This window comes from Streptomyces sp. NPDC091282 (assembly GCF_044757385.1).
Classification (GTDB): Bacteria; Actinomycetota; Actinomycetes; order Streptomycetales; family Streptomycetaceae; genus Streptomyces; species Streptomyces gramineus.
Window position 1 is genome coordinate 575,424 of sequence record NZ_JBIVUX010000003.1, and the last position, 26,431, is coordinate 601,854.

At 71.6% G+C, this 26,431-nt stretch carries 19 protein-coding genes; 7 read left to right on the forward strand and 12 right to left on the reverse strand.

Going from position 1 to position 26,431, the window contains the following annotated elements; all coding sequences use genetic code 11:
- Positions 1-2: 2 nt before the first annotated feature.
- From ACIQOE_RS16550 to ACIQOE_RS16565, 4 genes are all read right to left on the reverse strand, one after another.
- Positions 3-3,203 carry a tetratricopeptide repeat protein gene (locus ACIQOE_RS16550; protein WP_365563328.1) on the reverse strand — a complete coding sequence of 1,067 codons (3,201 nt, stop codon included), beginning with the start codon at positions 3,201-3,203 and terminating at the stop codon, positions 3-5.
- Between the two features lie 93 nt (positions 3,204-3,296).
- Positions 3,297-3,695: a hypothetical protein gene (locus ACIQOE_RS16555; protein WP_351934519.1), complete on the reverse strand. Its 399-nt coding sequence runs from the start codon at positions 3,693-3,695 to the stop codon at positions 3,297-3,299.
- 245 nt (positions 3,696-3,940) lie between these two features.
- On the reverse strand, positions 3,941-4,348 hold the full coding sequence (locus ACIQOE_RS16560; RefSeq protein ID WP_401412065.1) for a PIN domain-containing protein: 408 nt from the start codon (positions 4,346-4,348) through the stop codon (positions 3,941-3,943).
- The gene (locus ACIQOE_RS16565; RefSeq protein ID WP_362643965.1) at positions 4,345-4,617 is read right to left on the reverse strand and encodes a hypothetical protein; all 273 of its coding nucleotides are present in this window, start codon (positions 4,615-4,617) and stop codon (positions 4,345-4,347) included. Before ACIQOE_RS16565 ends, ACIQOE_RS16560 begins: the two co-directional genes overlap by 4 nt.
- Before the next feature lie 521 nt (positions 4,618-5,138).
- Here ACIQOE_RS16565 and ACIQOE_RS16570 point away from each other — a divergent pair.
- The 6 genes from ACIQOE_RS16570 to ACIQOE_RS16595 all read left to right on the forward strand — a co-directional run bounded on the left by ACIQOE_RS16570 (position 5,139) and on the right by ACIQOE_RS16595 (position 15,635).
- Positions 5,139-7,175, forward strand: coding sequence for an N-6 DNA methylase (locus ACIQOE_RS16570; protein WP_401412067.1), 2,037 nt, complete (start codon positions 5,139-5,141; stop codon positions 7,173-7,175).
- Positions 7,176-7,338: 163 nt separating this feature from the next.
- Positions 7,339-9,384 carry a thioredoxin domain-containing protein gene (locus ACIQOE_RS16575; RefSeq protein ID WP_365570891.1) on the forward strand — a complete coding sequence of 682 codons (2,046 nt, stop codon included), beginning with the start codon at positions 7,339-7,341 and terminating at the stop codon, positions 9,382-9,384.
- Between the two features lie 328 nt (positions 9,385-9,712).
- A complete protein-coding gene (locus ACIQOE_RS16580) occupies positions 9,713-10,999 on the forward strand; it encodes a glycosyltransferase family 2 protein (RefSeq protein ID WP_351318698.1) in 1,287 nt (428 codons plus the stop codon).
- A gap of 4 nt (positions 11,000-11,003) precedes the next feature.
- On the forward strand, positions 11,004-12,938 hold the full coding sequence (locus ACIQOE_RS16585; protein ID WP_401412070.1) for a right-handed parallel beta-helix repeat-containing protein: 1,935 nt from the start codon (positions 11,004-11,006) through the stop codon (positions 12,936-12,938).
- Positions 12,935-14,176 carry a nitrous oxide reductase family maturation protein NosD gene (locus ACIQOE_RS16590; protein WP_401412072.1) on the forward strand — a complete coding sequence of 414 codons (1,242 nt, stop codon included), beginning with the start codon at positions 12,935-12,937 and terminating at the stop codon, positions 14,174-14,176. Before ACIQOE_RS16585 ends, ACIQOE_RS16590 begins: the two co-directional genes overlap by 4 nt.
- Before the next feature lie 115 nt (positions 14,177-14,291).
- Positions 14,292-15,635, forward strand: a complete 1,344-nt coding sequence (locus ACIQOE_RS16595) for a UDP-glucose/GDP-mannose dehydrogenase family protein (RefSeq protein ID WP_365570900.1) — start codon at positions 14,292-14,294, stop codon at positions 15,633-15,635.
- A 13-nt stretch (positions 15,636-15,648) separates the two neighbouring features.
- On the opposite strand, the gene ACIQOE_RS16600 is transcribed toward ACIQOE_RS16595, so the two are convergent.
- From ACIQOE_RS16600 to ACIQOE_RS16615, 4 genes are all read right to left on the reverse strand, one after another.
- Complete coding sequence (locus ACIQOE_RS16600; RefSeq protein WP_365563313.1) at positions 15,649-16,371, reverse strand: Mut7-C RNAse domain-containing protein; 723 nt, start codon at positions 16,369-16,371, stop codon at positions 15,649-15,651.
- A 33-nt stretch (positions 16,372-16,404) separates the two neighbouring features.
- On the reverse strand, positions 16,405-17,046 hold the full coding sequence (locus ACIQOE_RS16605; RefSeq protein ID WP_351318708.1) for a TetR family transcriptional regulator: 642 nt from the start codon (positions 17,044-17,046) through the stop codon (positions 16,405-16,407).
- Positions 17,043-18,623, reverse strand: coding sequence for an MFS transporter (locus ACIQOE_RS16610; RefSeq protein ID WP_401412075.1), 1,581 nt, complete (start codon positions 18,621-18,623; stop codon positions 17,043-17,045). Before ACIQOE_RS16610 ends, ACIQOE_RS16605 begins: the two co-directional genes overlap by 4 nt.
- Positions 18,624-18,736: 113 nt before the next feature.
- Positions 18,737-19,453, reverse strand: a complete 717-nt coding sequence (locus tag ACIQOE_RS16615) for a hemolysin III family protein (RefSeq protein WP_351318712.1) — start codon at positions 19,451-19,453, stop codon at positions 18,737-18,739.
- A gap of 354 nt (positions 19,454-19,807) precedes the next feature.
- Here ACIQOE_RS16615 and ACIQOE_RS16620 point away from each other — a divergent pair, with 354 nt between their 5' ends.
- The gene (locus ACIQOE_RS16620) at positions 19,808-21,652 is read left to right on the forward strand and encodes a phosphoenolpyruvate carboxykinase (GTP) (RefSeq protein WP_401412077.1); all 1,845 of its coding nucleotides are present in this window, start codon (positions 19,808-19,810) and stop codon (positions 21,650-21,652) included.
- A 281-nt stretch (positions 21,653-21,933) separates the two neighbouring features.
- On the opposite strand, the gene ACIQOE_RS16625 is transcribed toward ACIQOE_RS16620, so the two are convergent.
- Genes ACIQOE_RS16625 through ACIQOE_RS16640 form a run of 4 tightly spaced genes read right to left on the reverse strand, consistent with a single transcriptional unit; the run spans position 21,934 to position 26,367 of the window.
- Positions 21,934-22,536: a hypothetical protein gene (locus tag ACIQOE_RS16625; RefSeq protein WP_365570909.1), complete on the reverse strand. Its 603-nt coding sequence runs from the start codon at positions 22,534-22,536 to the stop codon at positions 21,934-21,936.
- Positions 22,523-24,064 carry a substrate-binding domain-containing protein gene (locus ACIQOE_RS16630; protein ID WP_401412079.1) on the reverse strand — a complete coding sequence of 514 codons (1,542 nt, stop codon included), beginning with the start codon at positions 24,062-24,064 and terminating at the stop codon, positions 22,523-22,525. The genes ACIQOE_RS16625 and ACIQOE_RS16630 overlap by 14 nt, the downstream gene beginning before the upstream one ends.
- Positions 24,061-25,260, reverse strand: a complete 1,200-nt coding sequence (locus ACIQOE_RS16635) for a toxic anion resistance protein (RefSeq protein ID WP_365563409.1) — start codon at positions 25,258-25,260, stop codon at positions 24,061-24,063. The genes ACIQOE_RS16630 and ACIQOE_RS16635 overlap by 4 nt, the downstream gene beginning before the upstream one ends.
- 30 nt (positions 25,261-25,290) lie before the next feature.
- Entirely contained in the window at positions 25,291-26,367 is a 1,077-nt protein-coding gene (locus tag ACIQOE_RS16640; RefSeq protein ID WP_351318720.1) for a hypothetical protein, read from the reverse strand.
- Between the last annotated feature and the right edge of the window lie 64 nt (positions 26,368-26,431).

The following is a 26,431-nucleotide window of genomic DNA, read 5'->3' on the forward strand; positions in this document are numbered from 1 at the left end:
CGTCAGGACGCGTCGGGCACCGGCACTCCCATCACCTCCCGGGCGTGCCGGCTCGGCACCATGCCCAGGCGCCAGGCCTGCCAGCCGGACTCCAGGGCGATCCCGCGGTCCAGCAGCAGGCCGTACGCCGTGACGTACTCGGCCAGCTTCTCGTCGCGCAGCGGATGGGCGCCGCGGGAGAGCTGGGCCAGCTCCTCCTGGGCGACCGCCGTGCCCACCTCCACCCCGCCCGGCGCGGCGTAGGGCAGCAGGGTGCAGCGCAGGAAGCGGGCCCAGTCCTCGCCGCGGCGGTCGCCGTACGACGCGAACAGGGTCGCCGCCTCGTCGCACAGGGCCAGGGCCTGCTGGGTGCGGTTGTTGCCGGCGTCCACGACGGCCAGCTCCAGACAGGTCCAGGCCTCGCCGTGGACGACACCGATGCGCTGGAAGTCGGCGCGCGCGTCGACCAGGAGCTGACGGGCGAAACCGGAGTTGCGCAGCGAACCGGTCTGGGCGGCCCGCTGGTCCCGGGTGGCCCGGGCCGAGTGGTGGCGGGCGCAGGCCAGTCCGTACACGTCCCGCATCCGGGAGAACATCGTGCGCGAGCGCTCCAGCTCACGGACCGCCTGGTCCAGCGTGCCGGTCTCCTCCAGGGCCTGGCCCAGGTAGTAGACCGTCCAGGCCTCGCCGCGCGCGTCCTCGTTCTCCCGGTGCCGGGCGGCCGCCTGCCGCAGCGCCTCCACCGCCGGGGTCGCGTCACCGTCCACCAGCCGGGCCCGCGCCAGCTGGGTCAGCGCCCAGGCCTCGCCGCGGGCGTCCCGGGTGCGGCCGTACCGCTCCAGCGCCGCCCCCAGCTCGCGTTCCGCACGCGGTACGTCGCCCATCCGCAGCGCCAGCTGGCCGAGCTGGAAGTACGCCCACGCCTCGCCGTGCACCGAGTTGCCCTCCCGGTGCAGCACGAGCGAACGGGTGAGCAGGTCCATCGCCTCCGGCAGCCGGGCGCGGTCACGCTGCACCGCGGCCAGCGCGTGCATCGTCCAGGCCCGGTCGGTCGCCAGCTGAGGGGCCGCCTGGAGATCCAGCGCCTCCTGGAGTCTGGCCGCCGCCTCGGTGAGGTTGCCCTGGTGGTGCAGGGTGATCCCGAGGGAGCACAGGGCACGGGCCGCGCCGGCGTCGTGGTGCGCCTCCATGTAGAGGTCCACGACCGAGGTGAGGGTGGTGCGCGCCTTGTCCAGCTCGCCCAGCTGCCGGGCCGCGATACCGGTACGCCACTGCACCGAGCGCACCAGCAGGCCCTGGTCCACCGCCTGCGCCAACTCGCTGATCTCACCGAGCCGGTACAGGTCGCCGCGGAGCAGGCAGTAGTCGCACAGGGCGCCCAGCAGGCTCTGCACGGCCGCCTGGTCGACGCCCTCCGCGTGCCGCAGCGCCGCCGTGATGAAGCTCGACTCGTCGTCCAGCCAGCGCAGCGCCTCGTCGAGGGAGGTGAAGCCGTGCGGGCTGAACCGGTCCGAGCGGGTCGACATGTTGCCGTCCACCAGCCGCAGCACGGAGTCGGCCAGCTCGCCGTAGTTGACGATCAGCCGCTCCTGGGCCGCCGTACGGTCGGCCGGCTCCTCCTCGTCGGCGAGCCGGGCCTGCGCGAAGGCACGGACCAGGTCGTGCAGCCGGTAGCGGCTGCCCCGGACGTGGTCGATCAGCCCCGCCCGCGCGAGCGCCGCCAGCTGCCGGGCCGCCTCCGCCTCGTCGGTCGCCAGCAGGGCCGCCGCGGCCGCCGCCCCGAGCGAGGCCCGGCCCGCCAGCGCCAGTCGGCGCAGCAGCCGCCGTCCCGTCTCCGACTGGTCGGTGTAGCGCAGCCACAGCACCCGCTCCACCGGCTCGACCGGCCCGTACGCGGCGAGGTCCGTCGCCAGCTGGAGCGGTGACCGCGAACCCAGCGACGAGCCCGCCACCCGCAGCGCCAGCGGCAGCCCGCCGCACAACTCCCGGATGCGCTCGGCCGACTGCGCGTCGTAGGGCCCCGACGAGTCCTCGCCCGCCGCGCCCAGCAGCTCCTCCGCGCCCGCCGCGTCCAGCGCGGTCACCGGCAGCCGGTGCACCCAGGCAGGCAGGTCCGCGGGCAGGTCCAGCGGCTCCCGGGCGGTGACCAGGACCAGGCTGTCCGACCGCTCCGGGATCAGCGTGCGCACCTGTTCGGCGTCCGAGGCGTCGTCCAGCACGATCGTCACCGGCAGCCCGGTCAGATGCTGGTGGTACAGCTCGCCGAGCCGTTTGACCTGCTGGTCGGCCGAGGAGCGCTCACGGAACAGCAGCTGTTCACGCGGCGCGCCCAGCCGGTTCAGCAGGTGCAGCAGCGCGTCCCGGGTGGGCAGCGGCGGCTCGCCGCCGGTGTCGCCGCGCAGGTCCACCACCACCGCGCCCCGGAAGTAGTCCTTCAGCTCGTGGGTGGCCCGGACGGCCAGGGCCGTACGCCCCGAGCCGGGCTCCCCGTGCAGGACCACCACGGTCGGGCGGGTCTCCGTGGTCGCCCGCGCGGCCTGCGCCCACTGCCGGATCCGCGCCAGCTCCTGGTGACGGCCGGCGAACGGGCCCTCCGGATCGGGGAGCTGGCCGAACGACTGCTGGAGCACCGTGCGCCTGCGGGCCGCCGCGCTCTTGTCCGTGCCGCGCAGCCCCGGGCCCTGCTTCTTGGGTCCCGTGGACGCGCTCAGCACCCGCTGCTGGTCGAGGAACGGGCGGATGCCGCGCACCTCCAGCGCGGTCAGCCACTGCAGACGCAGCTGCTCGGGACCGCCGGGCTGTCCCGCCTCGCCCGCCTGGTGGTGGGCGGCGGGCAGGTGGGTGCCGGCGACCTTGACGACCGTGGCGGCCGCGCCGATCACGCCGGCGGCCGCGCCCGCGCCGAGCGCCGGGCCCGCGCCGGTGCCGAAGGAGAGGTCGGCGACGGCCGCGGCGACGGCGGCGACGGCCGCCACCAGCAGGGGAGTTCCGGCGCCCTCTCTGGCGTAGCGCTGGCCGAAGCTCTGCCGGCCCGCCTCCTGCTCGTCGAGAGCGCGGGTGTAGGCGTCGTACTCCTCGGCGGCCGTCTGCGCCATCGACTCCAGGGCGCCGCGGGCCCGTGTCAGCAGCAGTTGTCCGTCGGTCCGGCCGCCGGAGCGGCGTACCTCCTCCTCCACGGCCTGGACCAGCAGCCGGTCGGCTTCCGCCCGATGGGCGTCCCGCATGTCCCGTCCCCCTCCAGCGGCAACTCTCTTGCCTAAGAGTGTCCTTGGGAGAGCGCGAAGTTGCGAGAGGGCCGGATCATCGAAGAGCGGGGACTACCGGGACACGGGCTCGCCGTGCCGGCCCTTCGACAGCGCCAGGAAGACGCACGCCGCGGCCAGGCCCGCCTCCGCGACCGCGCTGCCCACCGCCACCACCAGTTCCGTGCCGACCGGCGACGTCGTCAGGTCGAACCAGGCGTCCAGGACCGCGACCGACGCCGTCGCCGAGGCGGTCAGGCGGGCCCGGGCGTCACCGCGCAGCCCCAGCACGGCCGTGGCCGCGCAGCCGAGCGCCATCAGCACGTCCAGGCCGATCCAGGCCAGCGACCAGTTGTGCACCTCGGTCCTGGTGGGCAGCGTCAGCGCCAGCACCACCATCCACGGCACGAGCAGCACGGCGGACGATCCGAGCAGGATCAGTGCCCACCGCTTCAGCCGCCTCGTCCGCGTCATCCTCCGCGCCTTCCTCGCCGTCGCCCGCTCCAACACCCCGCCCTCCGGGCTTGTTCCGTGCGGACGCGAGCCGTGGGTCACACGGGTGCTCCGGCGTGGGCGCCCTGGCTTTGTCCGCTTCAGCACGCTGACAGTCCATCGACTGGTGCCTCTGAGGGCCGGATGCCATCGGGGAGGGCCGGCGGTGCGATGTACGCGTCCCGGCGCTGGTGGGGGTGAACGGCGAACCCAGTGGTCGGCGGCGTTCAGACCTCTCTGATGATCACCCGGCCACCGCAGAGCTTCGACCAGTCGTCGCGGTCGGAGGTCAGGACGATCACGGGTGCAGGGACGCGGAGCGCGAGCGCGGCGACGAGGGCGTCGATCGCGTACTTGTGCCCGTGCAGCCCGCCGGCGTCCCGAAGCAGCGCGACCGCGGTCAGGGAATCCTCGTGGCTGACCGACTCCACCCGCAGCCGGGAGAGAACCCACTTCAGACGCGCCAGATCGGTCTTCTCCTGCACAGCTTCAACGATGGTCAGCGCAGACACGAGGACGGGGACCCCGAGCTGCCGGGACGCCTCGATACGGGCCGCCATCCTGCGGTCGCTGCGCAGGAGAAGGGAGAGCGCTTCGGAATCCAGCACCAGCGAGCGGGCCGGCTGTTCCTTCACGCAGCGCCCCGTTCCATGCCCCCGGCGTTCTCGTCCCCGAACAGCTCACGGCGAGCGGCTTCGACCTCCTGCTCCGTGAGCGTGCCGTGTTCCTCCTCATGGGACGCCACGATCTCGGCGAGCCCGTCCATGGCGAGCTGGTGCCTGACCGCCTCGGTGATGTAACCGGACAACCCGCGGCGACCGGTTCGAGAGCGAAGCTCGCTGACCAGCTCGGCGGGCATCGACACGGAGATGTTCTCGGTGGTCCCGGCTCGGTTCGGCTTCATGGCCGAAGTGTATGACACTTTCTATTACATGGTGCGGGCCCTTCATGGTCTGCGCCTGTCGCTGCCGCACAGTCACCTTCCTGTGTGTGACTTGGGTCACCCCCGACCTCGTCGTCGGCGTGCTGTCGTCTCGGATCCGTCGAGCAGGGCGGGGGCTGGAGCTGCATTGAGCCTCCTTGGGGAGCTGCGCAGCATTGCTGCGCAACTAGCAGTGGAGCTTCTGCCCGGCATGCCGACACCCGCTTGGGTGTCGCCGTGTGCCGCTAATCTGGCGCTGAAGCGGACCGGGCAGAGGCGGTCGACGCGAAGTCGACGCCCTTGCCCAGCTTTGCGCAGTACTTCTGCGCACATACGACCGAGGGGGCTGGGCACCATGAAGGCATTCATCGAACTGCTGGGCAAGGCGATGCAGAGCACGGGAGCAACACTCCGACTGTCTCTGCTGATCTCAGTCAGTGCCGGGGCGTACTTCATCAGCCAGGTGAAGTAGGGCGAGAAGGACTTCGAGGAAGGGGCGTTCGATGATCGGGAAAGCGGCAGACCCGGCAGCAGAGGTCGCCGATCGGCTGTGGCGGGTGTACGCACCCTACCGGCGGGGCCGCAGTACGGCCGGTGACCTCGATGCGATGCTGGCGATTCTGGTGCTGGCGGACTACGCGGGGGCGGAAGGCCGACCCGAGGTCAATTTCGTGAACCGATGGAGGCGCGCCTTGGCGGAGGCGGCCGTCGGTTTCTCCCCACTGGCCGATCTGCGGGCGGCACTGCAAGAGGCGGTCCGCCGTCCAGGTTTCCCGTTGCCCTGGTCGTCCGTCCCGGAGTTCGGGGACGGACCGGACGACGCCGCCTGGATGACGGCTTTCGTCGCGGCACTGGACGAGGCCCCCGGGCTCGAAGGGACCGCGGTGGCCGACGTCTGTGAGCTGCTGCTCCAACGGCACGCGGTGGAGGGGGCGTTGCCGGGGGGAGAGTTCTATACGCCGCGTGGGCTCGCCGATCTGCTGGTCGATCTGGCTGACCCGGGTCCGGGGGACCGGATCATGGATCCGGCCTGTGGTCCTGGAAGCGTGCTCGCAGCTGCTGCCCGGCACCTTGCCGAGCGTGGGGTGATCGATGACAACTCGTTCGAGGCATACGCGGTGGATCGGGACAACGTGGGACCGGCCACGTTGAATCTCGCCCTGCACGGCGTGAGCATGCCGCAGGTGGAACCCGCTGATCCGGCGGCGCTGCTACGGAGCCGGGGCCGGGTGGACCGCGTGCTGAGCAATCCGCCGTTCAATCAACGGATCGAGGGCTGGGGGCGTGAGTGGTTCATCGCACCACCGGAGTCGAGCGGCAGCTTCGCCTGGTTGCAGCTCGCCTGGTCCCAGCTCAAGGAGGGCGGGACCGCGGCGGTCGTGATGCCTGCGCGAGCGGCCTGGGCGGGAGGCGCGGAGGCGATGATCCGCCACGAGATGGTCGCTCGGGGGGCGGTTCTCGCGGTGGTCGCGCTGCCGACGCACCTCTTCGCGGGCACCAACATCGCCGTGCACGTCTGGGTGCTCGGCCGAGGCCAGCGGTCCCGTTCGGCCTACCGGAGCGACTCCGTGATCCTCATCGACGCGCGCGGCACGGGGAGTCGGTCGTCGGAGCGGCCACGCGTGTTGTCGGGCGAGGACGTCGACCGCATCGCGGATCGCTTCCGGCTCTGGCTCGGAGGTTCGGAGGAAGTGGACGAGCCGGGGTTCTCCCGATCGGTCTCCTACGCCGAACTCATCGAGAACGCGGGCAACCTGGATCCGCGCACCTATGTCGGGACGGAGAGCGGGCTCGGCGGGACCGCGGACCTGAGCGGCATGCTGGCCGACTTCGAGCGGCGCAGCCGCGAGACGTCCGAACACGGAGTGGAACTCGCGCAGATCGCCGGTGCACAGGATCAGCTGGCGCGGGACGGCGTCGGATACCGGAGCCTGCTGCTGAAGGACGTGGTGAGCGGCGGATCAACGGCAAGCGGTCGTCCCGTGCGACTGCTTGCCGGCCCTTCGGGGAGCCTGGTGCGGGCCCAGGACTATGTGGAGATCGGTGGGATTCCCGTGGTGATGCCGAAGGACATCTCGAACATCGGCTTCATCGTGGACGGTATCAAGTACATCTCCGAGCAGCATGCCGAACGGCTCGACCGCTTCCGGTTGGGTCGGGGTGACGTCGTGGTCGCTCGCCGCGGCGATCTGGGGCGGTGTGCCGTGGTGGGTGAGGAACAGCAGGGCTGGGTCTGCGGCACCGGCTGTTTCGTGATCGTCCCTCCCGCCACCGTCGACTCCCACTACTTGGCGGCGTTCCTGCGCAGCCCCGAAGCGAAGGAGTGGCTCGACGCCCATGCGACCGGGAGCCTCGCGCTGCAGACCATCTCGCTCGACGTGCTCGGGATGCTGCCTGTTGCCCTTCCGGATCTCGACACCCAGCGGTCCATCGGGGAGGCCATGTCGAGCCTCGACGCCCATGAGCGTTTGCTGCTGGACCAGTTGGCGGCGATGCGGGACATCCGCAGCAAGGCACTGAGCAGCTTCCTGAGGGAATGAGGGGGCGACTGCCACGTTTCCCGTGGAGACCTCGGGCATCGGCTGCTGCGGGCGCTGCTCGGACCGCGCGGCCGGAGGGCGTGACCCTGTCCAAGGGTGAGCGCTGATGTGCGCCCGCACCGCCGCGGCGGCCGTCGTTTCGGCGGCCGTCCCGTTGTCCGGCATGAGTAGGGTGGCGAGCGTGAATCGACTCGGTGACGCGACCTCGCCCTATCTGCTGCAGCATGCCGACAACCCGGTCGACTGGTGGCCGTGGGGGCCGGAGGCGTTCGCGGAGGCGGAGCGGCGGGGGGTGCCGGTGCTGCTGAGTGTGGGCTATTCCGCCTGCCACTGGTGCCACGTGATGGCTCACGAATCCTTCGAGGACCGGGCCACCGCCGACTACCTCAACGAGCACTTCGTCTCCGTCAAGGTGGACCGCGAGGAGCGGCCCGACATCGACGCCGTGTACATGGAGGCCGTGCAGGCCGCCACCGGGCAGGGTGGCTGGCCGATGACCGTGTTCCTGACGCCGGATGCCGAGCCCTTCTACTTCGGTACCTACTTCCCGCCCGAGCCGCGCCACGGGATGCCGTCCTTCCGGCAGGTCCTGGAGGGCGTGCGGAGTGCCTGGGCGGACCGGCGGGAGGAGGTCGCCGAGGTCGCCGGGAAGATCGTGCGGGATCTCGCCGAGCGGGAGATCAGCCACCAGGGCACCCGGCCGCCCGGCGAGCAGGAACTCGCGCAGGCCCTGCTCGGCCTCACCCGCGAGTACGACGCGCAGCGCGGCGGGTTCGGCGGCGCTCCCAAGTTCCCGCCGTCCATGGTCGTCGAGTTCCTGCTGCGCCACCACGCAAGGACAGGCGCCGAGGGCGCCCTGCAGATGGCCGCGGACACCTGTGAGCGCATGGCCCGCGGCGGTCTCTACGACCAGCTCGGCGGCGGCTTCGCCCGGTACTCCGTCGACCGGGACTGGACCGTGCCGCACTTCGAGAAGATGCTGTACGACAACGCCCTGCTCTGCCGGGTGTACGCCCACCTGTGGCGGGCCACCGGGTCGGAGCAGGCCCGCCGGGTCGCGCTGGAGACCGCCGACTTCATGGTCCGCGAACTGCGCACCGAGGAGGGCGGGTTCGCCTCCGCCCTGGACGCCGACAGCGACGACGGGACCGGTGCGCACGTCGAGGGCGCGTACTACGTGTGGACGCCCGCGCAGTTCGACGAGATCCTCGGCGCGGACGCCGAACTCGCCGCCCGGTACTTCGGCGTGACCGCGGACGGCACCTTCGAGCACGGTCAGTCGGTCCTGCAACTCCCGCAGCAGGACGTCGTGTTCGACGCGGAGAAGGTCGAGTCGGTCAAGCGGCGGCTGCTCGCGGCGCGGGCGCTGCGGCCCGCGCCCGGCCGGGACGACAAGGTCGTCGCCGCCTGGAACGGGCTCGCCGTCGCCGCGCTCGCCGAGACCGGCGCCTACTTCGACCGGCCGGACCTGGTGGAGGCCGCGGTCGGTGCCGCGGACCTCCTGGTCCGGCTGCATCTCGACGACCACGCGCGGATCGCCCGCACCAGCAGGGACGGCCGGGCCGGCGCCAACGCGGGGGTGCTGGAGGACTACGGCGACGTCGCCGAGGGCTTCCTCGCGCTCGCGTCCGTGACCGGCGAGGGGGTCTGGCTGGAGTTCGCCGGGCTGCTCCTCGACCACGTCCTGACCGGGTTCACCGACCCGGAGACCGGTGCCCTCTACGACACCGCCTCCGACGCCGAGCGGCTCATCCGGCGCCCGCAGGACCCGACCGACAACGCCACGCCGTCCGGCTGGACCGCGGCCGCGGGCGCGCTGCTCGGCTACGCGGCCCACACCGGTTCGGAGCCCCATCGCACCGCGGCCGAACGGGCGTTGGGCGTCGTCGGGACGCTCGGGCCGCGGGTCCCGCGGTTCGTCGGCTGGGGGCTCGCGGTCGCCGAGGCGCTTCTCGACGGCCCGCGGGAGATCGCGGTCGTCGGACCTGACCGGGGGGACGGCCGCCTGGCCGCACTGCACCGCACCGCGCTGCTGGGTGTGGCCCCCGGTGCGGTGGTGGCCGTGGGGACGCCGGGGAGCGAGGAGTTCCCGTTGCTGGCCGGGCGTCCGCTCGTCGGCGACGAGGCGGCGGCGTACGTCTGCCGCAACTTCACCTGCGACGCCCCGACCACCGACCCGGAACGGCTCAGGGCCGCGCTGGGCGGCTGACGTCTCCCGGCGCTCGATGCGCCGAAACATGTCATTTATCAGAAGAGTTCGTGCTCTTCACATCATCCCCATATGATCCTCCTCGCGCTGTGACGCGTGTGACGCGTGGTCACGGCCGGGGAGCAAGTGGGGAATCGGGGGTCCCGCACAGCGGTCATCAGGCGACTTCGGGCGCCCATGACGGCCGTTGTGTGAAGATTCTGTGATTGAAGTTCGCGCATTGTGTGATCCTCGTTCACCCATGAACTCCTAGCATCGCGAGAACAGTGCCCGGTTCTGTCGCTTTTCGGACCGAGGCAGTCGTGTCATGTGGGGGGAGAACGCAACATTGTCCGAGTTCTTCGACCAGGTCTGGTCGTGGATCGTCGAGGCTGTGGGGGAAACTTCGTGGCGAGAGCTGATGCCGCTGGGGCTCGCAGGACTCTTCGTCTGGGCGCTCTGGCTGTACCGGGCGGTGCTCTCCCGCTTCGCCAAGCCGGTCGTCAACACCTTCCGTACCAGTGTCTCCGTGGTGGTCCCGGCGTACCGGGAAGACCCTGACATCCTGCTGGAGTGCCTGGAGACCTGGCTGGCCCAGGATCCGGCCGAGATCATCATCGTCCCGGACGTCGAGGACCACGAGGTGCTGCACCGGCTGTCGCTGGTGGAGGACCCGCGTGTCCGGGTGCTCGCCTTCGAACACCGAGGGAAACGTTCCGCCCTGGGGGTCGGCATACGCGCGGCCACCGGTGAGCTCCTGGTCCTGGTGGACTCCGACACCCGCTGGGAGCCGGGGCTGCTGGACGCCGTGCAGATGCCCTTCGCGGATCCCGCGGTCGGCGGCGTGGGCACCCAGCAGAACGTCTACCAGCGCACCACCAGCGTCTGGCGCCGCATAGCCGACTGGCTGGTCAACCTCCGCTACTACGACTACGTCCCCGCCATGGGCCGGGCCGGCGCCGTGGCCTGCCTGTCGGGCCGTACCGCCGCCTACCGCCGGGCCGCGGTCCTGCCGGTCCTGGAGAACCTGGAGAACGAGTTCTTCCTCGGCCGCCGCTGCGTGGCGGGCGACGACGGCCGGCTGACCTGGCTCGTGCTCGCCTCCGGCTACAGGACGGTGCACCAGTCCTCGGCGCGGGCGGTCTCCATGTTCCCGTCGTCCTTCCGGGCGTTCGTGAAGCAGCGCGTGCGCTGGAGCCGCAACTCCTACCGGTGCTACCTCACCGCGCTCTACAAGGGCTGGCTGTGGCGGGCCCCGCTGGTCACCAAGATCACCGTGCTGCAGATCCTGCTCACCCCGGTGACCATGGGCATGGCCCTCGGCTACCTGCTGCTGAGCCGCCTCGACCTCAGCCCGCGCGGCATCGCCCTCACCCTCGTCTGGCTGATGCTGGGCCGCGCGGTGCGCGGCTACTCGCACCTGCGCCGGCACCCGCAGGAGATCCTGCTGCTGCCGCTCACGGCCGTCGTGGTCATCATGATCTCGCTGCCGATCAAGCTGTACGCCTTCGTCACCATGAACAAGCAGGGCTGGCTCACCCGCAGTTCCACCAGTGTCGGAGGCGAGGGCCAGAGCGCCTCGACCCTGTCCGGCGGCGGTCAGAACCACTCCGCTCTCCAGCCGGAGGTGATCTGACGCCATGTCAGCACAGCTCACGACCCGCACCGGCCCCGGTGCCCGGCTGCGCCGGGCGGGTGCCAGAACGGCGGCGCTGCTCGGCGCCTTCGCGGCGGCGGCGACGCTGCTGCTCGGCACCTCCGCCGCGGCGCACGCCGACGGGGACGGCGACACGAAGCGGAAACTGGCCGCCGAGGACGCCGAGACGCAGGCCGCGCTGGTCGCCGACGAGGACCACCGGCTCAACCAGGTACGGGCGTTCACCTCGGTGGCACCGCTGCAGAGCACCAAGTGGACCGTGCCCTACCGGCTGGACACCGACAACGGGTACACCCTGGTGCTCACCGAGCGCAGCAACGCCTACACCATCGCCGACCTGCTGAAACTCGCCCCGCAGACCTTCGTGCGGCGCAAGGACGGCTCGTACCTGCTGACCGAGAACATCTACCTCAACGTCGGCGCCAAGCTGAAGCTGTCCAACCCGGGCGGCCTCACCCTGCGGATGGCCAGCAACCGCACCGGCTTCGTCTCCATCGTCTCCTTCGGCGGCGAACTGGCGCTCCAGGGCACCGCCCAGGCGCCGCTGAAGATCACCAGCTGGGACCCGCAGGACAACCGGGCCGACACCGACGTCCGCGACGGCCGCGCCTATGTCCGCACCATCGGCGGCCAGTTCGAGATGACCCACGCCGAACTCTCGGACCTGGGCTTCTGGAGCGGCCGCACCGGCGGGCTCAGCCTCACCGGCACCGACCGGCCGAACACCGGCTCGCTGGAGGACACCGGCCAGATCCACGGCAAGACCGCACGCGAGCGGGCCAGGGAGCAGGACGACGCGCAGGACGACGGCACCGGCAGCGGAGACGTCACCGCAATGCCCTCCGGGGAACTGACCACCCCCGACGCGCGGTTCTCCACCGGCGGTCTCTCCTACGTCTCCGGCTCCATCACCCACTCGACCATCACCGGCAACGCCTTCGGGATCTTCATCTCCAGCGCCACCGGGATCGAGATCAGCGACACGACCGTCGAGGACAGCCTGGAGGACGGTGTGGTGCTGCACCGCTTCGTCTCCAGCTCGCTGGTGCAGCGCACGGTCGCCAAGGACAACGGCGGCGACGGCTTCATCCTCTCCCGCGCCACCCAGCAGGTGCGCATCAGCGGCTCCACCGCCGAGGGCAACGGCGGCAACGGCTACACCCTCAGCGGCAAGCCGCTCGCCGACGGCCCCTCCGCCTCCGGCCAGGCCGTCGACAGCTACGGCTCCAACTCGGTCGCCAACAGCGTGGCCAAGGACAACGGCCGCTACGGCGTCGAGGTGCTGGGCGGCTTCGACGTCGGCGTGCAGAACAACCGCATCGAAGGCGGTGACATGGGGATCGTGGCCCGCCTGGAGGCGGACAAGGTGTCCATCACCGGCAACCGCCTGACCGGCCAGAACCGGCAGGGCATCTCGGTCCGCGACGGCGTCGGCGACGCCACCGTCACCGGCAACATCATCGACGGTCCCGAGACCGGCGTGTACGTGCGCGACTCGGCCGCCGAGATACGCGGCAACACCGTCCAGGACGCCACCAACCACGGGGTCAGCCTGGTCGGCGCCGTCGACGGGACGACGGTCTCCTTCAACGTGATCGGCGGGGTGGGCCCCAGCGCGCTGGATTCCGGCCGCTCCCACGGCGATACCGACATCAAGGAGAACCAGACCTTCGCCTGGTACGACACCAGTTCCTTCTGGGTCAGGGTCAAGCACTACGCGAGCCCGATGACCCTGCTGTGGACGGGCATCCTGCTGCTGATCCTGTTCTCGGCCGTCATGGGCCGGCGCAGGCGGCGCGGTCACGGGCGGGCCGGCCGGATCGTCCACCCGTACTCCGACAAGGCGCCGCTGCCCGCCCCGCCCCCGGCCGAGATCGACGTGGCGGGCCGCCGCAAGGTTCCGGTGATGAGCGAATGAGCGATCACATCCCCGACGGCGGCACCCCGGAGACCCGGCCCCCGCTGGCGCGGCGGCTGCGCCGGACCTGGGTCCTGGGCGGCGTGCCGCTGTGGGTGGCGACGGCCGCCCTGCTGGTCTCGGTGGTGGCGCTGATCGTGGCCGCCTCCGCCGGGGACGGCCCGGCCGTGGTGTACGGGGCGGGCCCCGACGCGGGCCCCACCATCCCGGTGGCCACGCCCTCGGACGACGCCGACGGTTCCGCGACCGCCTCCGCGGCCCCGGCACCGGACGGTACGGCGTCCGGCGACCCGGCGCCCGGACCCGACGCGTCCGGCACCGCCGCACCTACCGGGTCCGGAGCGGCGGGATGCCCGGCCGCCACGGTCACCGTCGGGGACGCCAAGTCCCTCGCCCAGGCACTGGACCAGGCACGGCCCGGCGACGTCATCCGGATGCGGGACGCGGTGTACGACGACCGGTTCACCGCTTCCGTCCCCGGCACCGCGGCCAGGCCGATCGTCCTGTGCGGCGGGCCCGGCGCGGTGATCGACGCCGGTGGTGTCGACGGCGGCTACGCCTTCCACCTGGACGGTGCCAGCTATTGGCGGCTGACCGGCTTCACGGTCCGCAACGGCCAGAAGGGCGTCATGGCCGACCGCGTGCACGGCGCCGTCGTCCAGGGCCTGACCGTCGAGAACATCGGCGACGAGGGCATCCACCTGCGCGACTTCAGCTCCGGCAACCTGGTCGCGGACAACACGGTCCGGGACACCGGCAGGCGCAAGGAGAAGTTCGGCGAGGGCATCTACGTCGGCTCGGCGGAGTCCAACTGGTGCACCGTCACCGACTGCAAGCCCGACAAGAGCGACGACAACGTCATCCGCGGCAACCACGTCAGCGCCACCACCGCCGAGTCCGTCGACATCAAGGAGGGCACCACGGGCGGCTCGCTCGTCGGGAACACCTTCGACGGCGCCGGGCTCAGCGGCGGGCACAACGACTCCTGGGTCGACGTCAAGGGAAACAACTGGCTGATCAAGGACAACGTCGGCCGGCACTCCCGCGAGGACGGCTTCCAGACCCACCGGATCCTCGACGGCTGGGGCACCGGGAACGTGTTCCGGGGCAACACCGCCCAGGTGGACGGCCCCGGCTACGGCTTCCACCTCGCGCCCGTCGAGGACAACAAGGTCGCCTGCGACAACAAGGTCGCCGAGGCGGCGAAGGGCCTCGCCAACACCGCCTGCTCCTCCTGACGGCGAGGGGCCCGGCACGCGACCGGGCCCCGCACGCCGGCGCGGTCCCTCTCCCTCACCCACGCGCGCCTTCGGCATGCGCGCTCTCTGCTCGGGAACCCCTCTCGGAGGCATCATGGACACTTCTCACGACGGCACCGGCACGCCCCGTCTCACCGTCATCGGCACCGGCTACCTGGGCGCCACGCACGCCGTGTGCATGGCCGCGCTCGGCTTCGACGTGCTCGGCGTCGACGTGGACCACGCGAAGATCGAGCTGCTGAGAGCCGGCCGGGTGCCGTTCTTCGAGCCAGGTCTGCCCGAACTCCTGGTCAAGGCCCAGGAATCGGGCCGCCTGCACTTCACCACCAGCCTCGCGGAGGCCGCCGAGTTCGGCGACGTCCACTTCGTCTGCGTGGGCACCCCGCAGCAGCCCGGCTCCTACGCGGCGGACCTCACCTACGTGGAGGGCGCGGTCACGGAGCTGGCCCGGCACCTGCGCCGCCGGGCCCTGGTGGTCGGCAAGTCCACGGTGCCGGTGGGCACCGCGGCCCGGCTCGCGGAGCTGGTCCGCGCCACCGCCCCGGCCGGCGACCTGGTCGAACTCGCCTGGAACCCGGAGTTCCTGCGGGAGGGCTTCGCCGTGGAGGACACCCTGCACCCCGACCGGCTGGTGTTCGGCACCGAGTCCGCGTGGGCGGAGGAGCGGCTGCGCGCCGCGTTCGCGCCGGTCATCGCCCAGGGCACGCCGGTGGTGGTCGCCGACCTGCCGACCGCCGAGCTGGTCAAGGTCGCCGCCAACTCCTTCCTGGCCACGAAGATCTCCTACATCAACGCCATGGCGGAGGTCTGCGAGGCGGCCGGCGCCGACGTGCACCTGCTGGCGGAGGCGCTGGCCTACGACGACCGGATCGGCGGCCGCTTCCTCAAGCCGGGCCTGGGCTTCGGCGGCGGCTGCCTGCCCAAGGACATCCGGGCGTTCATCCACCGCGCCGAGGAGCTGGACGTCGCCCAGGCGGTGGCGTTCCTGCGCGAGGTGGACGGGATCAACCAGCGCCGCCGGGCCCGCACCGTGGACCTGGTCCGCGAGCTGGCCGGCGGGGAACTGGCCGGCACGAGGGTGGCCGCGCTGGGCGCCGCCTTCAAGCCCGACTCGGACGACGTCCGGGACGCCCCGGCGCTGGACGTCGCCGCCGCACTGCACCGGGCCGGCGCCCAGGTGACCGTCTACGACCCGGTGGCCATGGACAACGCCCGCCGCGTGCACCCGGAGCTGACCTACGGCACCGACGTGCTCGCGACCGCCGCCGGCGCGGACGTGGTGGTGCTGCTCACCGAGTGGGCGCAGTTCCGGGAGATCGACCCGGAGGTCATGGGCGCCGTGGTGAACCGGCGCCGGGTCGTGGACGGCCGGCACGCCCTGGACCCCGCCGAGTGGCGGGCGGCCGGCTGGGAGTACCGGGCGCTGGGCCGCAGCTGACCTGCGCCGGACCTCAGGCGAACTCGGCGAGGGCGCGCTCCACGATGGCCTCCAGCTGCTCGTGGTGCGCGCCCTTCCAGTAGGCGCGGCCGCACTCGGCGCACTGCGCGAAGACGTCGTACGACTTCTGCGTGCCGCCCTTCAGCTGGTCCGCCACCTCCTCCTTGGTCGCCTTGCGCAGCAGGCCGTTGCAGGCCGTGCAGCGGGTCCAGGGGCGCAGCTCGGGGGCGAAACGGTCCAGGACGTCGCGCAGCTGCTCGTCCGGGCCGGTGCTGTACACGAAGGCGCCGGCCCACAGTTCGCGGCGGCGCAGCAGGCCGCGGTCGCGGCTGAGCAGCACGCGCTTCTCGGCCGCCGACCGGGCGGAGAGGGCCGGGTCGCCGATGTCCGTGGACTCGTAGGCGGCGTCCACGCCGAGCAGGCGCAGCCGGCGGGCGAGGGTGCCGAGGTGGACGTCGAGGAGGAAGCGGAGCGGGGCGCCCGGGACGTGCTGCGGGCGCCTTACCGCGCGTACCGCCACCGACTCGCCGGCCGCCGGGACGTGCCCGGTCGGGACCTCCCGGCCGTCCACCACCAGGGCGCCGACCTCGGTGAGCGGGACGCCCAGGGACTCGATCACGTGGCCCAGCGTGGAGACGCCGTCGACGGCGAGCGGGTGCGCGCCGCTGCGGCGGGCGTGGGGCACGAACAGGGCCAGCTCGGGGGCGACTTCGACACGGATCTCGACGGTGTTCACCTGGTCAGGATGGCACGCCGGGCGGCCGGGGCCTCAGGGTTTTTCGGCCGGCAGCCCGTGTTCGATGACGTTCAGCGCGCGGTCCACGAGGGTCTCGAACTCGGGCGCGTGGTCCTGCTCCGCCCAGTACATGGAGGTCTCCATCAGCCCGCCGACGATGGACATCGCGTAGACCCGCACCTCCAGGCTGTGCGGGTCGCGCCCGGTGCGCTCGCCGATGGCCTGGCAGAGCAGCCGGCCGGTCTCCGACATGCTCTCCATCATCCGGGAGCGCACCGCGGGCACCTCGACCATCAGGCGGGTGCGCAGCCGGGACACCGAGTGGGCGTCCTTCATGCCGAGGGCGACCGCCCGGTGCATCACGTGGCGGAGGGACTCCGGCCACGGCTCGTCGGCGGGCCGGGCGCGGAGCTCCTCCAGGATCAGCGGGTCGTACTCGTCCGTGAGGACGATGTCCTCCTTGGTCGGGAAGTACCGGAAGACGGTGGACGGCGACACCTCGGCCCGCTCGGCGATCTGCTCGATCGTCGTGGCCTCGTACCCCTGCTCCTCGACCAGCGCGTACATGGCCTCGCGGATCGCCTCGCGGGTCTTGATCTTCTTCCGCTCGCGCAGGCCGAGCCGGGGGTTGTCGGCCGGGGAGAAGGAGGTGTGCGGTGCCGTCATGCTGGTCATTGTCCGCCATGGGTGGTGGCGGGGGCCACGGTCCGGTCCTCGTTCCCGTCGGCCTGCCCCGTGGTCTTCCGGGCGGCCGGGGCGCCCGGCAGGAACGCGGCCGCCAGCAGCGCGGTGGCCAGCGCGGCGATGCCGCACACCAGCAGGACCAGGCCCATGCCGTGGACGTAGGCGGCGTCCGCGGAGGCGGCGAGCGGGGCCGAGCCGGTCTTCGCGGCGACCAGGTGGGCGGCGACCACGGACTCGCCGGCGGTGTGGCCGAGCCCGGCGGGCAGGCCGGTCACGTCGAGGCGGTCACGGAAGGTGCTCGCGAGCAGGCTGCCGAGCAGCGCGATGCCGATGGCGCCGCCGACCTGGCGGGTGGTCATCAGCAGCCCGGAACCGCTGCCGGCCCGGTCGGCGGGCAGGGCGGCGAGGGCGCCGTCCATGGCGGGGACCACGGAGAAGCCGAAGCCGAGGCCCGCGACGGACAGCCACAGCGCGGTGTAGCCGTAGCCGGAGTCCACGGTCGTACGGCTGCCGAGGATCGCGGCGAAGGCGAGGACGACCAGGCCGGTGGCGATCACCGCGCGTGATCCGAAGCGGGCGACGATCGCCTCGGCGCCCCGCGCGGCCACCAGCAGGCCGCCCATCATGGGCAGCAGCCGCAGGCCGGTGCCGAAGGCGTCGTTGCCGAGGACCGCCTGGAGGTAGGGCGGCAGCACGAACAGCAGCCCGGAGAGCACGAACATGACCAGGGTCGCGGCGAGGGTGTTGAGCAGGAAGCCGCGGTGGCCGAGGAGGCTCATGTCGAGCATGGGGCGCCCGACGCGGCGTTCGCGCAGCACCAGGCCCGTGATGAGGGCGGCGGCGGCCGCCAGCAGGACCAGGACCAGCGGGTCGCCCCAGCCGCGGTCGGGGGCCTCGATGATCGCGTAGATCAGGGCGCCCAGGCCGGTCGCGGTGAGCGCGGTGGACAGGACGTCGACCTTGGGGGAGGCGGGGTCGCGGGTCTCGGGGAGCAGGAAGACGCAGGCGGTGATGCCGATGGCGGCCATCGGGACGTTGATCAGGAAGACCGAGCCCCACCAGAAGTGGTTGAGCAGGAAACCGCCGATGATCGGGCCGAGCGGCAGGCCGAGCGCCGAGGCGGCCGAGACGATGCCGACGGCCCGGGTGCGCTCCTGCGGTCCGAACAGCGAGGGCAGCACGGACATGGCGAGCGGCATCACCAGTGCCGCGCCGACGCCCATCACCGTGCGGGCGGCGATCACCCAGTTCACGTCGTCGGCGAGGGAGCCGACCAGGGATCCCGCCAGGAAGACCACCAGGCCGGCGACGAGCATCCGGCGGCGGCCGAAGCGGTCGCCGAGGAGTCCGGCGGGGAGCATCAGCGAGGCGAAGACGACGACGTACGCGTCGGCCATCCACTGCTGCTGACTGGTGGTGGCGCCGAGGTCCCCGGCCATCGTCGGGAGCGCCACGTTGAGGATCGTCGTGTCGAAGCCGAGCACCAGCATGCTCGCGACCAGGGCGCCCAGGGCCCACCAGCGGCGGGGGTCGCGGTGGGTGTCGTCCAGTTGAGTGACAGTAGCCATGAAATGAGAGTAGCTCTCAAAATGTAGTGTCTGTCAATGGGGAGCGGATGTCAGGGCATGGAAAAAGCGGCCACGGCTCGGGAGCCGTGGCCGCTTCGGGAGCGGGAGCGGGACTACGCGTGCTGGTAGGCCACCAGGGAGATCCCCACGTAGTGGACGACGAACGCGGCCAGCGTGAAGGAGTGGAAGACCTCGTGGAAGCCGAAGTAGCGCGGTGACGGGTTCGGGCGCTTGATGCCGTAGATCACGCCGCCCGCGCTGTAGAGGAGGCCGCCGACGATCACCAGGACCAGGACCGCGATGCCGCCGGTGCGCATGAAGTCGGGCAGGTAGAAGACCGCCGCCCAGCCCATCGCTATGTAGCAGGGCGTGTACAGCCAGCGAGGGGCGCCGACCCAGAAGACCCGGAAGACGATGCCGGCCGCGGCCGCGGCCCACACGCCCCACAGCAGCCACTGGCCCTTCGAGGCCGGCAGGAGCAGCAGGGTCAGCGGGGTGTAGGTGCCCGCGATGATCAGGAAGATGTTGGCGTGGTCGAGTCTGCGCAGCACGCCGTCCATGCGCGGACTCCAGTTGCCCCGGTGGTAGAGCGCGCTCACGCCGAACAGCAGACACGCCGTCAGGACGTAGATCCCGCAGGCGACGCGGCCGCGCGGCGAGTCGGCGAGGGCGGTGAGGACGAGACCCGAGACGAGTACGGCCGGGAACATGCCCAGATGCAGCCAGCCGCGCAACTTGGGCTTGACCTGGTGCGACAGGGAGGAGAGCGCACTGGAGCCGTGGCCGGCGGCCGGCGAATCCGAGGGCGCGTCGGGGACGGGCGCAGTCATGGACCGCATCGTACCTACGGAACCGTAAGTTACGGATCAGTCCCGGCCGATGACGGTCCTGGAGTGGTCATCGTCTCACGGGCCCCGGCCCCGCTCATCCCGCCGGGCAAAAAGACCTTGAGGCGAACTCAATGTGGACGCAAAGAAGCGCAGGTCGACCCCGCGACCGTGGCCTTCCTCACGTCGCTCATCTGTGACTCCCTCTGGACAGATGGGTGATCGAGTCGGAGGATCAAATGAGTGCGGTCGGCACCGGATGAGCGGCTACGAGAAGCATCCGGGTCGCAGCCCCCACGGGGCGACAAGGTCCTCAGCGGACCAGAAGATCAAAAAATCCCTCATTTAGGAGCAATCGTGGCGCGCGACATCGCGGCTCCCACCGTCATCCCCACCAAACATCAGGAACTGATCTCGTGGGTCAACGAGATCGCCGAACTGACGCAGCCGGACAGTGTGGTCTGGTGTGACGGATCCGAGGCCGAGTACGAGCGACTGTGCGAAGAGCTCGTGGCGAAGGGCACCTTCAAGAAGCTCGACCCGATCAAGCGCCCCCACTCCTACTACGCCGCGTCCGACCCGACCGACGTCGCCCGGGTCGAGGACCGCACCTTCATCTGCTCCGAGCAGGAGAAGGACGCCGGCCCCACCAACCACTGGAAGGCCCCCGCCGAGATGCGGGCCATCTTTACCGGAGAAGGAAACAGCTTCGCGGGCGAACAGGGCCTGTTCCGCGGCGCGATGAAGGGCCGGACGATGTACGTCGTCCCGTTCTGCATGGGCCCCCTCGGCTCCCCGCTCTCCGCGATCGGCGTGGAGATCACCGACTCCGCCTACGTCGCCGCCTCCATGCGCACGATGACGCGCATGGGCCAGGCCGTCCTCGACGAACTCGGCGACGAGGGCTTCTTCGTGAAGGCCGTGCACACCCTCGGCGCCCCGCTGGAGCCCGGCCAGGCCGACGTGCCCTGGCCCTGCAACCAGACCAAGTACATCTCGCACTTCCCCGAGTCCCGCGAGATCTGGTCCTACGGCTCCGGCTACGGCGGCAACGCCCTGCTCGGCAAGAAGTGCTACGCCCTGCGCATCGCCTCCGTGATGGCGCGCGACGAGGGCTGGCTCGCCGAGCACATGCTGATCCTCAAGCTCACGCCCCCGCAGGGCGAGTCCAAGTACGTCGCCGCCGCCTTCCCGAGCGCCTGCGGCAAGACCAACCTCGCCATGCTGGAGCCCACCGTCTCCGGCTGGACCGTCGAGACCATCGGCGACGACATCGCGTGGATGCGGTTCGGCGAGGACGGCCGCCTGTACGCGATCAACCCCGAGGCCGGCTTCTTCGGCGTCGCGCCCGGCACCGGCGAGCACACCAACGCCAACGCGATGAAGACGCTGTGGGGCAACGCGGTCTTCACCAACGTGGCGCTCACCGACGACGACGACATCTGGTGGGAGGGCATGACGGAGGAGCTCCCGGCCCACCTCACCGACTGGAAGGGCAACGACTGGACCCCGGCGTCCCAGACCCCGGCCGCCCACCCCAACGCCCGCTTCACCGTCCCCGCCGCCCAGTGCCCGATCATCGCGCCGGAGTGGGAGGACCCGCGGGGCGTGCCGATCTCGGCGATCCTCTTCGGCGGCCGCCGCGCCACCGCGGTCCCGCTGGTGACCGAGTCCTTCGACTGGAACCACGGCGTGTTCCTGGGCGCCAACGTGGCCTCCGAGAAGACCGCCGCGGCCGAGGGCAAGGTCGGCGAGCTGCGCCGCGACCCGTTCGCGATGCTCCCGTTCTGCGGCTACAACATGGGCGACTACATGGCCCACTGGGTTGACGTCGCCAAGGACAAGGACCAGGCGAAGCTCCCGAAGATCTACTACGTCAACTGGTTCCGCAAGAACGACCAGGGCAAGTTCGTCTGGCCCGGTTTCGGCGAGAACTCGCGGGTCCTGAAGTGGATCGTGGAGCGGCTGGACGGCAAGGCGGAGGGTGTGGAGACGCCCATCGGCGTGCTGCCGACGCGGGAGTCCCTCGACACCGACGGGCTCGACCTGGCCGACGGCGACCTCGACTTCCTGCTCAGCGTCGACAAGGAGATCTGGCGCGAGGAGGCCGCGCTGGTCCCCGACCACCTGAACACCTTCGGCGAGCACACGCCGAAGGAGCTGTGGGACGAGTACCGGGCGCTGGTGGAGCGCCTGGGCTGAGTCCCGCTGTCCCCAAGACTCCGCGGCCGGTTCGGGATGTGCCCTGACCAGCGATCGTCACGGCCGGCCGCGGTGTGAGACCGGCGAGGCCGCGCACAACGGCGTGTGCGGCCCTCGGCCCGTCGTTCCCGTCACTTCCCGTCCGCCCCGACGGGGGCGGGGGCGGCGGGCCTTCGCCTGTGGGGGGTTGCGTGGTCGGGTGCGGCGCCGTCGTGGCCGGTCGCGCAGTTCCTCCCCCAGCCTTCGGCCGGGGGTACCCCCAGCGCCCCTGAAGGGGCGTTTCAGTTGCCCCTCTCCTCCAAGTAGCGGGTGTGTGTTTCCTGGCGTCTGGCCTCTGTGTCCCTGAGGGTTGCCGCCAGGCGTTCCGCCTCCTCCTTGAGGACGGTGAGCTGGCGCTCCAAGTGCTGCTCCGGGGGCTCCTGGCCGGGAGTGAGGCGGGTCCACCATCTCGTCCGGACGAAGCTGTCGACGGCCTCGGGGATGTCCTGCCGTACCGTCCGGGACAGCACGTGCACGCCCTCCGGGTCCTGGGCCAGCAGTTCGGCCGCCCAGCCCGGGTCCAGCAACGCGGTGAGCAGGTCGGTCAGTTCGGTGAGGCGGGCCCCGGCGGAGGCGGGCAGGCCGACCTCCGTCAGATAGGTCTCCAGTTTGCCGAAGTCGGCCCGCACCCCCTCCAACTGGGCCGACGGCGTCGGGAAGTCCGGCAGCGGCGGCCGCTCCGGCGGCGCGATCAGCGCGCCCGCGCCGTACAGACCCGCCACCACCACCGGCCAGTACGGGCCCGCCACCCCGGTGAAGGTGAGGACCAGGCCGAGGAGGCCGCCCGCCGAACCGGTGAGGTTCTTGCGGGACTCCAGGAAGCCGAGAAACCTACTGGTAGCCACGGATCTCCTCGAAGGCGCCGTCCAGGGAGCCCTGCTGGGCGTCGAAGAGGCGGCCGCCGGTCAGGTCGGCGATGTGCCGCAGCTCGGCGGGGGAGGAGTCGCCGAACAGGATCGGGAAGACCGGGATGTTGCGCCGGTCGGCCGACAGGCCGCGGTAGAAGGCGTCGAACGCGCCGGCCTTGGCGCCCGTGGTGTTCTCGCCGTCCGTCATCAGCACGATCGAGGTGAAGGTGTCCCGGTCGGTGCGCAGCCGGTCGTACGCCTTCTCCAGGGACGTGTAGATGGCCGTGTCGCCGGCGGCCCGCAGCGCGTCGGTGTCCTCGCGGATCGCGTTCAGCCCGGTGTCCGGGTCGGCCGGGTCGACGACGTGCGTGCTGACGTCCTTCACGTCCGAGCCGAAGGGCATCAGGGTGACCTCCTCGCGGTCGCGGAAGTCGCCCGTGAGGTCGGTCAGGGCCTTCTTCAGGCGGGCGAGCCGGTCGCCCTCCATCGAGCCCGAGGTGTCCAGGACGTAGACCGTGCGGGACGGCCTGCGCAGTTCGTTCTCGTACGCGGAGATCAGCCCGTCGGCCACCGACCTGCTGCCGGGGAAGGGGAGTTCGCGGCGGCGGGAGGTGTCGAGGCCGGCGGCGGGCGGCACCGAGGCGACCACCGGGCGGCGGTGCGTGGTGTCCGTGATCAGCTTCTGCACGGCCGCGGTCCGCAGGTCCTCGGTCACCCGGCGGACGTCCTCGCGGGTGCCGGCGGAGGAGGCGGCCAGCGAGGAGAACGGGTAGTCCGCGGTGATCACGCCGTCGCTGGGACGGATCACGGTGAGGCCGGGGATGCCCTTGAGGACCGACTCGTAGTTGAGCAGGGCGTCCACGTCGCCGCGCCGCCGGTAGGCGGAGGCCAGCCAGCCGGAGGAGCCCGAGGTCAGGGTCTGGCCCTTGAAGAACTTCTTCAGCCGCGGGGTCGCCTTGGCCACGTCGGCGTCGGTGAGCGCCGACTGGGCGCCGGAGAGCGCGGACGCCACCGAGACCAGCGTGGAGAAGCCGGAGTTGGAGCGGGCCGGGTCGGTCATGCCGTAGGTCAGCCTGCCGCCCTCCACGGCCTGTTCGATCTGCGACCAGGTGACGTCGGCCGGCTTCCAGCCGAGCGAGGCGACCGTGGCCGTCTTCACGCCGATCGCGACCGGGCTGGACATGACCGAGGTCTCCGAGACCACCTTCCTCGCCGCCTCCGGGCGCAGCCGCAGGTAGTCGTCGGAGGACAGCCACAGCGCGTCGTACCTCCCGTCCGCCTTGCCCTGGGCGACCAGGTCCACGGCGTCCAGGGTGCCCATGTAGGTGGGGCGGATCGTCACGCCGGTGTCCTCGCGGACCCGGTCGAGGACGGCCGTCATGTCGCTGAGTTCGGAGGAGGCCAGGACCCGCAGGGTGCCCGGCTTCGGCGCGGTGGCGTCGTCGGCGCGGTGGCTCCCCGAGGAGGTGCACCCGGTCAGCAGGGCGGCGGTGGCGAGCAGGGTCAGCAGCGGGCGTCTGTTCATGCCGGGCCGCCCTCCAGCACGCCCTTGGAGCGGCTGCGCTCCAGGTAGGCACTGGCCGACTGGAGTTCGTCCGTGAGGGACTGCACGGTGTTCGCCATCACCTCGGTCGCCTGCACCTTGTAGGTGTCGATGGCGTCGAGCGTGCGGTAGATCTGCTGGAAGGCGGCGCGCAGCGTCTCGGCGCCGACGGCCGGGTCGGCGGCGATGCGCTGGATCTCCCCGCTCTGCCCGGCGAGCATCTCGGCGTTGCCCCGGATCAGGTCCTCGGTCGTCCCGCGCAACGCGTTGACCTGCTCGATGACCTTCTTCTGGTTGTCCAGCGCGGAGGCCAGCATCACCGAGATCCGCAGCGCCGACACGGTGGTGGTCGCGGCCCGCTCGACGCCCTTGATCAGCTCGTCGTTGTTGCGGCGTACGACGTCCATCGCGAGGTAGCCCTGCGCGGACACCGCGAGCTGGGTGAGCAGGTCCTGGTGCTTCTGCCGGACCGGGAAGAGCACGTCCGCGCGGAGCGCGTCGGCCTCCTCGGGGTCGGTGCGGCGGCCGATGTGCTGCTCCACGGCGTTGTCCAGGGCCTGGGTGAGCACGACGTACTCCTGCAGCTTGCCCATGGTCTCCCAGAGCCGGACCCGCTCGGTCTGCAACGCGGCGTTGTCCCTCCGGAGTTCGTCCTGCCCGCCGCGCAGCGAGCCCACGATCTTGTTCAGCGTGCCCTGCGCGGAGGCGTACTTGGCGACGTGGTCGCGGAGCCGGTTGCCGCCGGGCAGCCGGGACAGGAACTTGCGGCCCTTGCCCGCGGGCAGGTCGCGCGGGTCCAGGTCCTCGACGACACGGCGCAGTTCGACGAGCGATCCGGCCACCTTGCCCTGGGCGTCGCCGCCCTTGTCGGGCAGGCTGCGGACGGCCCGCTCCAGCATGCGGTTGGACTGCGAGGCGGCGCTGCGCATCTCGCCGGCGCCGAGCCCGGTGATCTCGCCGACCTTGCTCGCGAACTCCGGGGAGCGCGCGTCCAGGGCGGCGAGGTCGCGGACGTACACGGAGGCCCGGTGCGCCATGTCGGTGCGGACGCCCTCGTCGACGGGCACGAGACCGCCCGCCTTCTCCCGCGGCACCGGCGCGACCGCCTCGGGCGGGGTCAGCGTGAAGACGTCCTCGCCGCTCAGCGTGGGCGGGTGCGCGCCGCCGCTCGGCCTCATCTTGTCGAAGTTGCTCACAGGATCCCCCCGTCAGCCGCGCGCCCGGCGGGCCATCTCGTGCAGCACCGCGGAGGTGGGCACGGGCGCCTGCCGGACGCCGGTCAGTGTCTGGTTGAGGTACGCGGCCCGGTCGGCGGTGGCCGTGACGAACTCGGCGGAGTCGCCCTGGGGCCGGAAGCCGTGCTTCACGGCGAGCCCCCGCAGGGTCGGATCGGTGCTGAGGAGTTCGCCGAGCCCCCGCCCGGCGTCGTCCAGCGGCACGATCGTGTGGTCGCTGTTGACCGTGGTGTCCGGGTAGAGCACCACCAGGTCGTCGGCGCCGTGCTGTTCGGCGAGCAGCGAGACGACCTGCGACTCGTACAGGCACACCAGCGGGTTGCCGGCACCGCTGATGAAGTCCCGGAAGACCGAGTCGCTGCTGGGCTGCTGGGCGCCCTGCACGCTGACGAGCTGGTGCAGCAGCGGCGCCGTCCTCGTGATGTCGGCGTCGCCCGCCACCACCCGGCCGCCGTTGGCGACGTAGGAGGTGGCGGCGAGGTAGAGGGCGCCCGAGTTGGAGGTCTCCGGGTCGGTGCTGGTGATGTACAGCGTCCCGGTCAGCTCGCCGTGCGCCGTGGCCCCCTTGAGCTGCTGCCAGGTCCGGTCGTGCCGCACGGCGTCCAGGTAGGCGGCCATCTTCAGGGTGCCCTTGCCCTTGCCGTCGAGCACGGCCAGGCCGTTGGCCGCCAGCACGTCGGCGGCGCTGCGGTGGGCGACCACCACGAGCGGCGAGTAGAAGGGCCTCGGCAGCGGCTGGCGGGCGTGGTACTTCGCGGCCAGCTGGTCGGCGGGCGCCGAACTGGACGGGAACGCGAAGTCGTAGCCCTTCAGGTCCAGGCCGTCCATGGCCCAGGACCCCGACGCCTCCGTCCGCACGGTGTAGCCCTTGGCGGCGAGGGCCTTCACCACATCGGGATCGGCGAAGAAGTCCGACTTCTCCGAACCGATCACACCACGCACGGTCTTCGTTGCCGTGCCCTTGTCGTCCCCTTGCCGGCCCGCGACGACGGCAGCCACCACGCCACCGATCAGCAGCACCGCCAGGACGATTCCCGCGATACGTCTCACGCCCCGGAGCGTGCTCGCGGAACTCCACGTTCCTGGGCGACGGGGGTGAACGGGGGGTGAATCG